Here is a 13677-nt window from a genome sequence, read left to right on the forward strand (position 1 = left end):
CCCGATGCATGGGCATGGCTCGTTCGGGGGTCATTTGTGGGGTCAGAGCCCTTTCCTGTGGAAAGGGATCCGACCCCGTACGCATTGCCTGCGTAAGGTCATTACCAGCCGTCATGTGGCTGGCCGGATATGACGGCCGGGTGGCGCGATATCGGCTGTTGCGTGGCGGGCCGGCGTCTTTGAATGGGGCTGTGTCTCCGGCCCACCCCCACGAGCCCCCATGCCTGCTACCCATTCGCCTGTCCTCACCACTCTCGCGGTTCTGATTGCAGCGTCGCTGGGCGCAGCGACCGCCCACGCGGCCGAAACCGATGCGCCGGCCAGTTCCACCACCGCCACCTCGGCCAGCCTGGCGGCCTCCACGCTGGATGCGGTGGTGGTGACTGGTTCGCGCACCAGCACCCGCACGGTCAAGAACAGTTCTACCCCCATCGATGTGATCTCCGCCGAGGATCTGGCGGCCACCGGCCAGGCCAATCTGCTGGAGGCGCTGCAGCGCAGCCTGCCTTCGCTGAGCCAGATTGGTGGCTACCAGAGCGACCAGGAAAGCCTCATCCGCGGCTACCAGCTGCGCAACCTGTCGCCGGGCTACACGCTGGTGCTGGTGAACGGCAAGCGCCGCAACGCCAGTGCCTACGTGAGCGGTGCCAACGGTGGCGGTTACCCCGGCCACGCCTGGGCCGATCTGGCGCTGATTCCGGTGGCCGCCATCGACCATGTGGAAGTGCTGCGCGACGGCGCGTCGGCCATCTATGGTTCCGATGCCATCACCGGCGTGGTCAACGTGATCCTCAAATCCCAGGCGCACGGTGGCGATGTGTCGGTGGAAAGCGGGCAGAGCACCGACGGCGATGGCACCCGCACCAGTGTGCGCGCGAACGTCGGGCTGCCGTGGGGCGAGGATGGCTTCGTCAATCTTTCCGGCGAAACCACCCGCCAGCATCATGCCATTCGTACGCGCCGCTACATCGATGGCTACCTGAGCTACCCGGCGGTGGATGCCAGCGGCAATCTGGTGGCGCTGCGCCCCAACAACCAGTTGCCGGCCGGGGCGACGCCGAACCCGGCCGAAGCCACGCGCGATGCAGAGGCCAATACCATCCTCAGCTCGCCTTCGTACGCGTTGCGCGCCTTCGCACTGAATGCCGGCCATGGCCTGGGTGAGAACGCCCAGTTCTACGCCACGGCCACAGCCAGCGACCGCACCGCGCAGGCCATCCAGAACTTCCGCCTGCCGGCGACCATCTTCACCACCTACAAAGCGCCGAGCGTGCTGAGCGTGTGGCCCGATGGCTTCCTGCCGGTGCTGGAAACCAAGGAAAAACAGTACACCGGCAGCGCGGGTGTGAAGGGGCTGCTGGCTGGCTGGGACTACGACGCCAGCCTGACCGGCAACCGCAGCACGGTGCGCACCTATACGCGCAACTCGGCGAACTTCTCGTTGCCGTACCCGGGTTCGCCCACCGATTTCTATGACGGCAAGCTGGACTACCAGCAGGGCATCGCCAACCTGGACCTTCGCCGCAGTTTCGAGGTGGCAGCGCTGGCGTCGCCGCTGGAGGTCAGTGCCGGTGCCGAATACCAGCACGAACAGTACGAACGCGGGGCAGGGCAGTGGGAGTCGTACACCGGCTTCGGTGCGGCTGCGTTCGTGGGCTACTCGACGGCCGATGCGGTGAAGGCCACCCGCAACAGCAAGGCGGTGTACGTGGGGGCGGCCAGCAACATCACCGCGCGCTGGTACCTGGATGCGGCCGCGCGCTGGGAAGACCATTCGGATTTTGGCAGTGTGTCAACCGGGCGCCTGACCACGCGTTTTGATTTCACCGATGCACTGGGTGTGCGCGCGACGGTCAGCAATGGCTTCCACGCGCCCAGCCTGGGGGCGCAGTTCTACCAGGCGACGGGCAGCTGCCCGTGCGGCACCACGCTGGTGGCGCAGGTTGCATCGCCGGCTGCCGTTGCCCTGGGCGCAACGCCGCTGAAGCCGGAAAAGGCGACCAACTACAGCCTGGGCGTGACCTGGGACCCGAGCCCGGCCTTCCACCTGGCGGTGGATGCGTACCAGATCGACATCCGCGGCCAACTGGGGCAGTCCAGCCAGATCGGCTACAACGCGCAGGACCCGGCACGCATTACCGACAACAGCGGCACGGTGCTGACTGCCGCGCAGAAGAACACCATCGATGCGCTGCTGGGTACGGCCGGCATCAGCATCCTGCCGGGTGACGCCTTCTATGCCAGCTACTTCACCAACGTGGGCGACACCCGCACACGCGGCGTGGAGCTGACCCTGGAAGCGAACCAGGAGACAGCGTGGGGCAAGCTGCGCTGGACGTACGCGGCCAACGTCGGCCGCACCACCATCCAGAAGGTCAGTGCCATCCCTGCGGCGCTGCAGGGCCTGCCGAACATCAACCTGCTGACCCGATCGAGCGAGTACGCGCTGCGCTTCCGCACGCCCAGCTACACCCAGGTGGCGGGGCTGGGCTGGCAGAACGGCCGCTGGCGATCAAACCTGGATTTCACCTATTACGGCCCGATCAAGCGGCTGAACAACGGCGTGGCCTACAAGCAGCCGCCCGTGTTGGTGACCAACCTCTCTGGCGGGGTGGAACTGGGCGGCGGCTGGAGCGCGGCGCTGGGCATCAACAACCTGTTCGACAAGCGCACCCGCAAGGTGCCTGAGTACGCGCGCAGCGCGACCGACGTGGCCAGCATCGAGACCACCTGGGATACCGGCGATGTGCTGAGCACGGTGGGCGCGTTCTGGTATGGGCGGGTGAATTACCGGTTCTGATTGAAGCGAAGAGCAGTCGAGCACGCTCGACTCTACCGAAGGAGTGTTGCATGTCATCTGCATTGAACGTGGTTGCATTGATAGGTTCGCCCACCAGTTCGGCGACGTCGCGGACGCTGCTGCTGGTGCGGCATCTGCTGGAGGCGCTGCAGCAGCGGCTGCACGCCAGCGCGACGCTGGTGGAGCTGGCGCCGATCGCGCGATCGCTGGGGCAGTCGTTGTCACGTGCGGAAGTGGAGCCGGACGTGGAGCGGGCGTTGGCCACGGTGGAAGCGGCGGATCTTCTGATCGTGGCCGCGCCGGTCTATCGCGGTTCCTACCCGGGGCTGTTCAAGCACCTGGTCGATTTCATCGGGCTGGAGGCGCTGGTGGACACGCCGGTACTGCTGGCGGCGACCGGGGGCAGCGAGCGCCATGCGCTGGTGATCGACCACCAGCTGCGTCCGTTGTTCAGTTTCCTGCAGGCGCACACGCTGCCGATCGGGGTGTACGCCACCCCCGCGGACTTCGACGGTGCGCAGATCAGCAGCGCGGCGCTGCAGGCGCGCATTGCGTTGGCCGCCGAGCGTGCGGCGGGCCACCTGGCAGCACCGGCGGTGGCTTCACCCGCGCCGTTGCGGCGCATCGCCTGAACCCACGGCGCGCGGCATAACCGGTGGCGTTCTGCTTATGGCCAAGGCGCATCTGCGTGGCCGGATGTGACCGCCGATTGTCGTGCGATGGCGCCGAGGCAGCGCCGGCCTTCTCTAGCATCGAAGACGAAGCGGCACGGTGGTGCCGGACCTGATGAGGACACCCTCGTGGCTGTAGACGCAACCCATAAACCGATCCTGTTCCTGCTCGACCGCGAGTTCGAGGATGGCCAGCTGCCCGGGCAGCGCTTCTTCTGCCGGCACAGCCTGCTGCTTGAGGGTGCGCTGTCGAGCATCGATGGCCTGGATGCACAACTGGACGTGCGCCGCATCGGCTTTGCCCGGCCGCGCCGCGAGGTGATCGCCGAGATCGGTGAGCAGGACCAGTCGCTGCCCAAGCTGGTGCTGCCGCAGGGCGTGCACAGCGAACATGCCAACGGTGCGCACCACGAGCGCCAGTACGTGTCCGGCGCCGAACCCATCCTGGCAGCGTTGAATGGCCTGCTCGGCATTCCCGTGGCCCACCCCTGAGCGAGGACGCGACGATGAGCTACCTGATCAGCGTATTGGACAAAAGCCCGGTGGCCGAGGGTGGCACGCCCGAACAGGCACTGCGCAACAGCCTGCAGCTGGCGCAGCGTGCCGAACAGCTGGGCTACCACCGCTACTGGTTTGCAGAACACCACGCCGCGCCGACCCTGGCCAGCCCGGCCCCGGAAGTGCTGGCGGCGTGGGTGCTGGCGCAGACCCGGCGCATCCGCATCGGCAGCGGCGGGGTGATGCTGCGCCATTACGCACCGTACAAGGTGGCCGAGAATTTCAATCTGCTGGCGGCGCTGGCACCGGGCCGTGTGGACCTGGGCGTGGGCAAGGCGCCCGGCGGCCTGCCGGCCTCGACGGCGGCGCTGGCCGCAGGCCGCGCTCCTTTCACCGATTTCAACCAGCAGCTGCGTGACCTGGAAGGCTATCTGTCGGGTACGCACGATGACGCGCAGGCGCGGCCGGTGCCGCAGGCCGCGCCCGAACGCTTCCTGCTGGGCGCCAGCCCGCAGAGCGCGCGCCAGGCGGCAGAGCTGGGTTGGCGCTTCGTCTATGCGGCGCACTTCGATGGCGACCCGGCCCATATCGAAGCCGCGTTCGAGGCCTACCGCACGCTGTCCACGCAGCCACCACTGCTGGCCACCGTGGCTTTCGCTGCAGCGACGGCAGAGGCGGCGGCGCGCCACGTCGGTGCGCTGCGCGTCTATAAGCTGCATCTCGGCCCGGGGCAGACGGTCAACCTGCCGAGTGCCGACGCCGCTGCCGAGTATGCGCGGCAGGTGGGCGTGAGCGAGTTCCGCATCGAGGAAACGCAGCCCAGCGTGCTGTCCGGCGATGCCGCGCACGTACGCGGTGAACTGGACGCACTCCACCGCCGCTTCGGCGTGGGTGAATTCATCCTCGACGCCCCGGTGGCCGATCTGGATGCCCGCCTGACCTCCCTTGAACTGCTGTCGCCCGCGCCCCGCGCGGCGGTGGCCTGACCCCAGGAGCGACCCCATGAGCACGACCCCGCGCCCCATTCCGTTCGGCATCATGCTGCAGGGCCCCGGCAGCCACATGCACGCGTGGAAGCATCCTTCCAACCCGACCGACGCCAGCGTCAATCTGCCGTTCTACATCGACATCGCGCGTACCGCCGAGGACAACGGCATTGCGTTCGGTTTCGTGGCCGACGGCCTGTACATCAACGAGAAGTCCATTCCGCACTTCCTCAACCGCTTCGAGCCGATCTCGCTGCTGTCCGCACTGGCCACCGCGACGAAGAAGATCGGCCTGGCCGGCACGCTGTCCACGTCCTACAGCGATCCGTTCACCGTTGCCCGCCAGTTTGCGTCGCTGGATCTGCTCAGTGGCGGCCGTGCCGGCTGGAACGTGGTGACGTCGCCGCTGGAAGGCTCGGGCCGCAACTATGGCCGGCCGCACCCGGAGCATGCGCTGCGCTACCAGATTGCCGATGAGTATCTGCAGGTGGTGCAGGGGCTGTGGGACTCCTGGGATGACGATGCCTTCGTGCGCGAGCGTGACAGCGGGACGTTCTTCGCACCGGAGGCATTCCGTCGCCTGGATCACAAGGGGAAGTTCTTCCAGGTCGAAGGTCCGTTGAACATCCAGCGTTCGGCGCAGGGCCAGCCGGTGATCTTCCAGGCCGGTTCATCCGACGATGGCATTGCGTTGGCGGGCAAGTACGCCGATGCAGTGTTCACCCATGCGCCCTCGCTGGAGGAAACGCGGGCGTTCACCCAGAAGGTGAAAAACTCGGCCATTGCCCATGGCCGCAGCGGCAACGACGTCAAGATTTTTCCGGGCATCGGCCCGATCGTGGGCAACACGGCCGAGGAGGCCGAGGCCAAGTACCAGGCCATTGCCGCACTGGCCAGCCTGGACGATGCGCTGGCCTACCTGGGGCGCTTCTTCGATCACCACGATTTCAGCCAGTACGATCCGGATGCGCCGTTCCCGGAACTGGGGGACATCGGCAGCAACTCGTTCCGCTCCACCACCGATCGCATCAAGCAGGATGCCCGCGAGCAGGGCCTGAGCCTGCGCCAGGTGGCGCTGCAGGCGGTGAGCCCGCGGCCGAACTTCATCGGCACGCCGCAGCACGTGGCCGACGAACTTATCCGCTGGTTCGATGCCGGTGCCAGTGATGGCTTCATCCTGGGCTTTGCCGCACAACGCGAGGGCCTGGATGATTTCGTGAGGCTGGTGCTGCCGATCCTGCAGGCGCGTGGTTACCACCAACGCGACCTGGAAGGGCAGACGCTGCGCGACCACCTGGGGCTGCCGAGGAAGGCCAGCCGCCATGCGACCGACGCCGAGCCGGCGCGGAAGGCGGGGTAGGGCGATGAGCGGAGAACTGGCGGTTGCCCCAGGCCAGATCCAGCGCAATCCCGCACCTGCGGGCGTGCTGCCCGAAATCGCTGCACGCGCGGAAGACGCCATCGCGCTGCGCCACGACCTGCACCGTCACCCCGAACTGGCGTTCGAGGAGCACCGCACCAGCGCCCGGGTGGCCGAGCTGCTGCAGCAGTGGGGCTATGCCGTTACCACCGGTATTGGGGGAACCGGTGTGGTGGGCACGCTGCAGCGCGGGCAAGGCAGCCGTCGGCTGGGCCTGCGCGCGGACATGGACGCGCTGCCGATCCATGAGCAGTCCGGCCTGGCCTATGCCAGCCGCAACGAGGGCCTGATGCATGCCTGCGGGCATGACGGTCACACCGCCATTCTGCTTTCGGCCGCCCACTACCTGGCCCACCACGGGCAGATCGACGGCACCCTGCAGCTGGTGTTCCAGCCCGCAGAGGAAACCGGATCGGGCGCCTTGAAGATGATCGAAGACGGTCTGTTCGAGCGCTTTCCGGTGGATGCCATCTATGGGCTGCACAACTGGCCGGGCGTTCCGGTCGGTCACTTTGGGTTCGTCGATGGGCCGGCGATGGCATCGGTGGATTGGGCGCGGTTGATCGTGACCGGCAAGGGTGGCCACGGCGCGGAGCCGCAGGGCAGCGTCGATCCCATCCTGGTGGCGGCGCACATCATCACGGCGCTGCAGAGCGTGGTGTCGCGGAACGTGGACCCGCGGCAGATGGGCGTGGTGACCGTGGGTTCGATCCATGGCGGGCAGGCCGCCAATGTGATTCCGGACGTGGTGGAACTGAAGTTGACCGTGCGTGCCTATCTGCCGGAGGTACGCGACACGCTGCGGCAGCGGGTGACGGACATCGCCGGGCATACCGCTGCGGCTTTTGGTGCCCGTGCGGAGATCGAGTTTCCGCGCGGTTTCCCCAGCGTGATCAATCACCCCGATCAGACCGCTTACATCCGTGAGGTGGCGCTGCAGGGCTTTGGCGCGGCACAGGTGGTGCCGACGTTCGCACCGCGCACCGCCAGCGAGGATTTCGCTTTCCTGCTGCAGGCACTCCCCGGCAGTTTCGTATTCGTCGGCAATGGTGACAGCGCACCCCTGCACAGCCCGCGCTACGTGTTCAACGATGCGGCCATCGCCCCCGCTGCCAGCCTGTGGGCGAGGCTGGCCGAGCACTACCTGGTGGAGGACGCGGCATGAGCGTGCAGTTCCACAGCGAGCGGTTCCTCTACACCTCGGTGGATGATCCGTTGGCACGGCCCTTGTTCGACGGCCTGGAGCAGGAGTACGACAGCCGCTACGCCGATGTGCGGCGGCGTATCGGTGGCAGTGCCCGCGAGGAGCTGCAGCGCTATCCCGCGCAGGCCTTCGCCGCACCCGTGGGTGCGTTCGTGCTGCTGCTGCGCGACGGCGTGGCGATTTCGGGCGGTGCCTTCATGCCACACCGCGATGCGGACACCGCCGAGTTCAAGCGCATCTGGACGCTGCCAGGCCTGCGCCGCCAGGGCATCGCCCGTCGTGTGCTGCAGGAACTGGAGGACCAGGCTGCACGCCAGGGCTATCGACGTGTGTTCCTGACCACGGGTTTCCGCCAGCCTGAAGCCGTGGGCCTCTACCTGAGCCATGGCTACACGGCGCTGTTCGATCTGCAGGCCGACCCGGAAACCATCGCCCATCTGCCATTCGAGAAGCGCCTGCACAGCCAGGCGCGCGTGGCGGTTGCCGATGAGGCGCTGCGGCATGGAGTACACGCATGAGCACGCCATCGACTGCGCTGGACGGTATTGGGGCGCGCCCGGCAACGACGCCGACACCTGCCTTGAAGATCGTGCCCGCGCGGCATCCATTGCAGACGGTGGGTACGGTGCTGGCACTGGCCCTGATTCTGCTGGCGCTGCAGTCGGTGCTGGGCAACCCGCGCTGGGGCTGGGGCACGTTCGCGGAATGGTTCTTCGCCCGCCCGGTGCTGGAAGGGCTTGGTCGCACCTTGTTGCTGACCGCGCTGGGCACCGGTCTGGGCTTCGCGCTCGGTACGCTGCTGGCGCTGGCCCGCGTATCGGGCTCACCGCTGCTGTCGGCTGTGTCCTGGGGTTATGTGTGGTTGTTCCGCTCGATCCCTTTGCTGGTGCTGTTGCTGCTGCTGAACAACCTGGGCTACCTGTACAGCACGATTGAACTGGGGGTGCCGTTCACCGGCTACAGCCTGTTCTCGTACCCGACCACCCAGCTGATCGGCGTGTTCACCGCGGCGGTGTTGGGCCTGAGCCTGAACCAGGCGGCGTTCTCGGCGGAAGTGATCCGCGGCGGCATTCTGTCGGTGGACCATGGGCAGTACGAGGCGTCTGCCGCGCTGGGTCTGCCACGCGGACGGCAGATACGCCGCATCATCCTGCCGCAGGCGATGCGATCGATCCTGCCGGCGGCTTTCAACGATGTCATCGGCCTGGCCAAGAGCACCTCGGTGGTCTACGTGCTGGCGCTTCCGGAACTGTTCTACACCGTGCAGGTGATCTACCGGCGCAACCTGGAGGTGGTGCCGCTGTTGATGGTGGCAACGGTCTGGTACCTGGTGATTCTGACCGTGCTGTCGTTGCTGCAGCGAAGGGTGGAGCAGCGCTTCGCGCGTGGCCAGCTGCAGCGCGAGCGAAGTGTGTCGCGTGTTTCCTCGCCCGTGCGCCCGCGGCCGACGGCGGCACCCACGACGGCTGATCGGCCGCGCGTTGCCGTTCAGATCGAGGCCGGGCAGGGCGCGGCCGTTTCACTGCAAGGGGTGGGCAAGGTCTTCGGCGGGCAGACCGTGCTGGACGATGTGAACCTGGAACTGCGCGCCGGCAGCGTGACGGTGCTGATCGGCCCGTCGGGTGCCGGCAAGTCGACTCTGCTGCGATTGATCAACCATCTGGAACGTGCCGACAGCGGGTATGTGAGCGTGGGTGGGCAGTTGATCGGCTACCGCCGCGAGGGAGATACGCTGTATGAGCTGCCGGAGCGCGAGATCCGCCGTCGCCGGGCCGAAACAGGCATGGTCTTCCAGGGCTTCAATCTGTTCCCGCACCTGACGGCTCTGGAAAACATCATCGAGGCGCCGATGGCCGTGCGCGGCATTCCACGTGCCCAGGCGGAGCAGCAGGCGCGGGAGCTGCTGCAGCGGGTGGGACTGGCCGACAAGGCCGACGCCTTCCCGCGCCAGTTGTCCGGCGGCCAGCAGCAGCGTATCGCCATCGCCCGCGCACTGGCGTTGCAGCCGAAGGTGCTGCTGTTCGACGAGCCGACCTCGGCGCTGGATCCGGAGCTGGTCACCGAGGTGCTCAGCGTGATCGAGGAGCTGGCACGGTCGGGCACCACGCTGGTGATCGTCACCCACGAGTTGGGTTTTGCCCGCCGCGTGGCTGACACCGTGGTGATGATGGACCAGGGCCGGGTGATCGAGCAGGGCAGTGCCGAGGCGCTGTTCGAGCGGCCGCGCCAGCAACGCACCGCTGATTTCCTGGCCAAGACCCTGTGATCTTTCGAGGATGCCCATGAGTTCTGCCGCATTTCGTCGTCCCTCGCGCAGCACGGTCCTGATCGGCGCCGTGCTGGTCATCGGCATCGCGGGCATCGTCTATGCCCGCGTGCGTACGCCGGCCGCCGTAGCGCCGGTCCCTGCCACGCTGGCAGGTGCCGATGCCCCTGCGTTGAGCGGGACACCCGACCCTGCCGCGCAGGCCCTGATCCCTGCGGGCTACCGTTTCGTGACCCCCGGCGTACTGACCGTGGCAACACACCCGGCGCAGCTGCCGCTGGCCGACTATGGTGCCGACAGCAAGCAGGTAGTGGGTGTGGAGCCGGACATCGCCAAGCTGATTGCCGACGGGCTGGGCCTGAAGCTGGAGCTGGTACCGGTGGCGTGGGCGGACTGGCCGTTGGGGCTGGAATCGGGCAAATACGATGCGGTGCTGTCCAACGTGACCGTGACCGAAGAGCGCAAGAAGAAGTTTGATTTTTCCAGCTATCGGTTCGATCTTCTGGGCATCTACACGCGCACCGACGGGCCGATCCGGAAGATCGAGCGGCCGGCCGACGTGGCGGGGCTGAAGGTGGTGGTGGGTGCCAGCACCAACCAGGACCAGATCCTGCGGCATTGGGACCAGCAGAACATCGCCGCTGGATTGAAGCCGGTGGAGTACCAGTACTTCGATGATGCGGTGGTGGGGCGCCTGGCGGTGATCACCGGCCGCGCGGATGTGTCCTTCGAGCCCAACGCCACGGGGGCTTACTCCGCCCGCGACGGCAAGGTGCGGCGGGTGGGGTTGTTCCCCGGTGGCTGGCCGGATGCCGCGGCGATTTCAGCGACCACGCGCAAGGGCAGCGGGCTTGCCGATGCGATCACCGCAGCATTGAACACGCAGATCCGCAGCGGAACGTACGCACAGGCGCTGACGCGCTGGAACCTGGCCGAGGAAGCCGTGCCGCAGTCGCAGACCAATCCCCCCGGATTGCCGTCTCTTTGAGCACGCTGTGGTAGCCGTCGACCTTGGTCGACGGAAAGCGCCAACCAAGGTTGGCTTCTACCAGAACGCGATACGCGCCAGCCGTCATTGAAGTTCACCCGCGCGTGGCGCCTTTCACGCCATGGCAGCCATGTGTTCCCGCAGCCAGCGATGTGCCGGATCACGGTGCACGCGGTCGTGCCAGAACAGCACCATCTCGAATCCTGGTACGTCGATCGGTGCCTCCACTGCCTTCAATGCAGGGTCAGCAGCCACCAGGCGTGAGGGCATCATCGCCACCAGATCGGTACTCAGCAGCGCATTGCGCAGGAACAGGAAATGCGGCACCGACAGCACCACGTCGCGGCGCACACCCGCATGCGCCAGCGCCGTGTCTGTTTTGCCGTGGAATCCGCCTCCATCGGGTGACACGATGGCGTGCTGCAACGCGCAGAACTGCTTGAGGGTTGGCCGACGCTTCAGCCGAGGGTGGTCACGCCGGCCTGCGAGCACGTAGCGCTCCTGGAAGAGCGGGCGGTGGTGCAGGGACGGCGGCGCTTCCGACGCGATGTGGATGGCCAGATCGATCTCCCCACGTTCGCTCTGTGCAACCATCTGTGCGGGGGCCAGGCTGACCACGGCCAAGCGTGTACCGGGCGCAGCAGCGCGGAGTGCCGGCAGCGCGGGCAGGACCACGGTTGATTCGCCGAAATCCGAGGCCATGATGCGCCAGGTCTGCCGGGCATTGGCAGGATCGAATGGCTGTACCGGTGCGACAGCGCGCCGCACCGCATCCAGGGCTTCGGCCAAAGGCTCGCGAAGTGCATCCGCGCGCGCCGTGCACCGCATGCCGCGCGCTGCCGGGAGCAGCAGCGGGTCATTGAACAGATCGCGCAACCGCGCCAGCTGGATGCTGACCGTGGGCTGCGCCAGATGCAGGCGCTCGGCCGCCCGGGTGACGTTGCGCTCTTCCAGCAACGCCTGCAGGGTGACCAGCAGGTTGAGGTCGATGCGGCGTAGGGTATTGTCCATGGCTATGGATTAAATTGCGTGAATTCATTTCTACTATAGCGTGGGGCTGCCTATCTTCATTGGCATCCCACACGCTGGTGCTTCATGAACGTTCTTCTTGTCTACGCCCACCCCGAACCGACCTCCCTCAATGGCACGCTGAAGGACTTCACCGTGCAGCGCCTCCAGGCGGCCGGCCACACCGTGCAGGTTTCAGATCTGTATGCCATGCGCTGGAAGGCGCAGATCGACGCCGAAGACCATCCAGGCCGTGATGCCGAGCGCCCGTTCCATGCCTCGCTGGATTCGCGCGATGCCTACGCCGCTGGCCGGCAGCGTGACGACATTGCCGCCGAGCAGGACAAGCTGCGCTGGGCTGACGCGGTGATCCTGCAGTTTCCGCTGTGGTGGTTCTCCATGCCGGCCATCCTGAAGGGGTGGGTGGACCGGGTATATGCCTATGGCTTCGCCTACGGCGTGGGGGAACATTCCGACCACCATTGGGGTGACCGCTACGGTGAGGGTGCGATGGCCGGCAAGCGCGCAATGCTGGTGGTCACTACCGGTGGTTGGGAATCGCATTACGGCCCGCGCGGCATCAATGGTCCGATCGACGATCTGTTGTTCCCCATCCAGCACGGGATCCTGTTCTATCCCGGTTTCGATGTGCTGCCGCCGCACGTGATCTACCGCAGCAGCAGGGTGGGTGAGCAGAACCTTGCAGATGTGCTGGAAGGGCTCGGCAAGCGATTGGACGGGCTGGCCCGCGACGCGGTCATTCCGTACCGGAGGCAGAACGCGGGTGATTACCTGATTCCCTCGCTCGAGCTGCGGCCTGGCCTGGGCGGGGAAGGAGTGGGGTTGGGGATTCACCATCAGGGGTGATCGGCCCGACGTCGCCATGGCAGTCGGCCTTGGCAGACCAAGGCTGGCTTCCACGGGGACGCGCGTGTCGCCGTTGGCTCTGGCGCTGGCGTTGACAGGCAGTAGGGTCGAAAGCCCGAGCATTGCTGAAGCGGGTTGTCACTTGACAACCTTGGCGACGCTTGCCAGACTCCGAGGGAAAGGAATGCTTCGTTCGCGCCATCCAGACCAAGACATCGAAGCCGCACTCCGTTTCGCCGAATCGCGAGGCTGGCGGTTACGCATTGGCGGCAGCCATGCCTGGGGGCGCATGTACTGCCCGTGGAACGACAAAGAGTGCAGGTGCGGGGAATTCTGCGTTGTGAGCATCTGGAGCACACCCCGGAATGCGCTGGATCATGCAAGAGCCCTGTGCCGCGTCGTTGAAAACTGCAGCCGCGAGCAATGACGCACCTGCCATGTCCCGGAGAGAAACCATGATGGAATTCACCTTCACGCTCAAATACCGCCTGCCCGACATCAGCACCGACGCGGGCACCCTCGAGCAGCAACTGGCCGAGGCGGGCTGCGACGATGCGTTGCTGGGCATCGGCCGGCCGGGCAGGTTGGCCCTGGAATTCTGCCGGCAGGCCGCCAGCGCGCAGGATGCCGTGCTGTCTGCATTGGCCGATGTGCGGCAGGCGGTACCCGGTGCTGAGCTGATCGAAGTCAGTCCTGACCTGGTCGGGCTGACCGACGTTGCTGATCTGCTGGGCATGTCGCGACAGAACATGCGCAAGCTGCTGCTTGCACACCCGCAGACGTTCCCGGCCCCGGTCCACGAAGGAAGCGCCTCGATCTGGCATCTCGCCGATGTTCTTTCGTGGCTGCAGTCGCGCGGCAGCCAGAAGGTCAGCAGCGAGCTGCTGGAGCTCGCCGCTGCGGCGCTGAAGGTGAACGTGGCGAAAGAGCAGGAACGGTTGCTGCGACAGCCCGGATGAAGCAACCGCC

13 protein-coding genes are annotated in these 13677 nt (G+C 66.5%); 12 read left to right on the forward strand and 1 reads right to left on the reverse strand.

Going from position 1 to position 13677, the window contains the following annotated elements:
- Window positions 1–220 precede the first annotated feature (220 nt).
- The 9 genes from C1924_RS08700 (at window position 221) to C1924_RS08740 (ending at window position 10833) form a co-directional block, all read left to right on the forward strand.
- A complete protein-coding gene (locus tag C1924_RS08700; RefSeq protein ID WP_108764925.1) occupies window positions 221–2800 on the forward strand; it encodes a TonB-dependent receptor in 2580 nt (859 codons plus the stop codon).
- Window positions 2801–2850: 50 nt separating this feature from the next.
- Window positions 2851–3432, forward strand: coding sequence for an FMN reductase (msuE, locus tag C1924_RS08705; RefSeq protein WP_108764926.1), 582 nt, complete (start codon window positions 2851–2853; stop codon window positions 3430–3432).
- Window positions 3433–3600: 168 nt separating this feature from the next.
- A complete protein-coding gene (locus C1924_RS08710; protein ID WP_108764927.1) occupies window positions 3601–3963 on the forward strand; it encodes a DUF3088 family protein in 363 nt (120 codons plus the stop codon).
- A 14-nt stretch (window positions 3964–3977) separates the two neighbouring features.
- Complete coding sequence (locus C1924_RS08715) at window positions 3978–4955, forward strand: MsnO8 family LLM class oxidoreductase (RefSeq protein ID WP_108764928.1); 978 nt, start codon at window positions 3978–3980, stop codon at window positions 4953–4955.
- A gap of 16 nt (window positions 4956–4971) precedes the next feature.
- Window positions 4972–6315: an LLM class flavin-dependent oxidoreductase gene (locus C1924_RS08720; RefSeq protein ID WP_108764929.1), complete on the forward strand. Its 1344-nt coding sequence runs from the start codon at window positions 4972–4974 to the stop codon at window positions 6313–6315.
- Window positions 6316–6319: 4 nt separating this feature from the next.
- Complete coding sequence (locus tag C1924_RS08725) at window positions 6320–7540, forward strand: M20 aminoacylase family protein (protein WP_108764930.1); 1221 nt, start codon at window positions 6320–6322, stop codon at window positions 7538–7540.
- Complete coding sequence (locus tag C1924_RS08730; RefSeq protein WP_108764931.1) at window positions 7537–8097, forward strand: GNAT family N-acetyltransferase; 561 nt, start codon at window positions 7537–7539, stop codon at window positions 8095–8097. The genes C1924_RS08725 and C1924_RS08730 overlap by 4 nt, the downstream gene beginning before the upstream one ends.
- On the forward strand, window positions 8094–9845 hold the full coding sequence (locus C1924_RS20700; RefSeq protein WP_108764932.1) for an amino acid ABC transporter permease/ATP-binding protein: 1752 nt from the start codon (window positions 8094–8096) through the stop codon (window positions 9843–9845). Before C1924_RS08730 ends, C1924_RS20700 begins: the two co-directional genes overlap by 4 nt.
- 16 nt (window positions 9846–9861) lie before the next feature.
- Window positions 9862–10833, forward strand: coding sequence for an ABC transporter substrate-binding protein (locus C1924_RS08740; RefSeq protein ID WP_108764933.1), 972 nt, complete (start codon window positions 9862–9864; stop codon window positions 10831–10833).
- A gap of 114 nt (window positions 10834–10947) precedes the next feature.
- On the opposite strand, the gene C1924_RS08745 is transcribed toward C1924_RS08740, so the two are convergent.
- Entirely contained in the window at window positions 10948–11844 is an 897-nt protein-coding gene (locus C1924_RS08745; protein ID WP_108764934.1) for a LysR family transcriptional regulator, read from the reverse strand.
- An 84-nt stretch (window positions 11845–11928) separates the two neighbouring features.
- Between C1924_RS08745 and C1924_RS08750 the strand changes: the two genes are divergently transcribed.
- The 3 genes from C1924_RS08750 to C1924_RS08760 all read left to right on the forward strand — a co-directional run bounded on the left by C1924_RS08750 (window position 11929) and on the right by C1924_RS08760 (window position 13667).
- A complete protein-coding gene (locus C1924_RS08750) occupies window positions 11929–12708 on the forward strand; it encodes an NAD(P)H-dependent oxidoreductase (RefSeq protein WP_108764935.1) in 780 nt (259 codons plus the stop codon).
- A gap of 184 nt (window positions 12709–12892) precedes the next feature.
- Window positions 12893–13135, forward strand: a complete 243-nt coding sequence (locus C1924_RS20540) for a hypothetical protein (protein ID WP_108764936.1) — start codon at window positions 12893–12895, stop codon at window positions 13133–13135.
- A gap of 31 nt (window positions 13136–13166) precedes the next feature.
- On the forward strand, window positions 13167–13667 hold the full coding sequence (locus tag C1924_RS08760; protein WP_108767010.1) for a DNA-binding protein: 501 nt from the start codon (window positions 13167–13169) through the stop codon (window positions 13665–13667).
- The last annotated feature ends 10 nt before the right edge of the window (window positions 13668–13677 follow it).

This window comes from Stenotrophomonas sp. ESTM1D_MKCIP4_1 (assembly GCF_003086895.1).
Classification (GTDB): Bacteria; Pseudomonadota; Gammaproteobacteria; order Xanthomonadales; family Xanthomonadaceae; genus Stenotrophomonas.

Bases quoted from the DNA above. Each gene is read 5' to 3' on its own strand.
- C1924_RS08700 (WP_108764925.1), top strand. From the start codon at position 221: ATGCCTGCTACCCATTCGCCTGTCCTCACCACTCTCGCGGTTCTGATT.
- msuE (WP_108764926.1), top strand. From the start codon at position 2,851: ATGTCATCTGCATTGAACGTGGTTGCATTGATAGGTTCGCCCACCAGT.
- C1924_RS08715 (WP_108764928.1), top strand. From the start codon at position 3,978: ATGAGCTACCTGATCAGCGTATTGGACAAAAGCCCGGTGGCCGAGGGT.
- C1924_RS08720 (WP_108764929.1), top strand. From the start codon at position 4,972: ATGAGCACGACCCCGCGCCCCATTCCGTTCGGCATCATGCTGCAGGGC.
- C1924_RS08725 (WP_108764930.1), top strand. From the start codon at position 6,320: ATGAGCGGAGAACTGGCGGTTGCCCCAGGCCAGATCCAGCGCAATCCC.
- C1924_RS08730 (WP_108764931.1), top strand. From the start codon at position 7,537: ATGAGCGTGCAGTTCCACAGCGAGCGGTTCCTCTACACCTCGGTGGAT.
- C1924_RS20700 (WP_108764932.1), top strand. From the start codon at position 8,094: ATGAGCACGCCATCGACTGCGCTGGACGGTATTGGGGCGCGCCCGGCA.
- C1924_RS08740 (WP_108764933.1), top strand. From the start codon at position 9,862: ATGAGTTCTGCCGCATTTCGTCGTCCCTCGCGCAGCACGGTCCTGATC.
- C1924_RS08745 (WP_108764934.1), bottom strand. From the start codon at position 11,844: ATGGACAATACCCTACGCCGCATCGACCTCAACCTGCTGGTCACCCTG.
- C1924_RS08750 (WP_108764935.1), top strand. From the start codon at position 11,929: ATGAACGTTCTTCTTGTCTACGCCCACCCCGAACCGACCTCCCTCAAT.
- C1924_RS20540 (WP_108764936.1), top strand. From the start codon at position 12,893: ATGCTTCGTTCGCGCCATCCAGACCAAGACATCGAAGCCGCACTCCGT.
- C1924_RS08760 (WP_108767010.1), top strand. From the start codon at position 13,167: ATGGAATTCACCTTCACGCTCAAATACCGCCTGCCCGACATCAGCACC.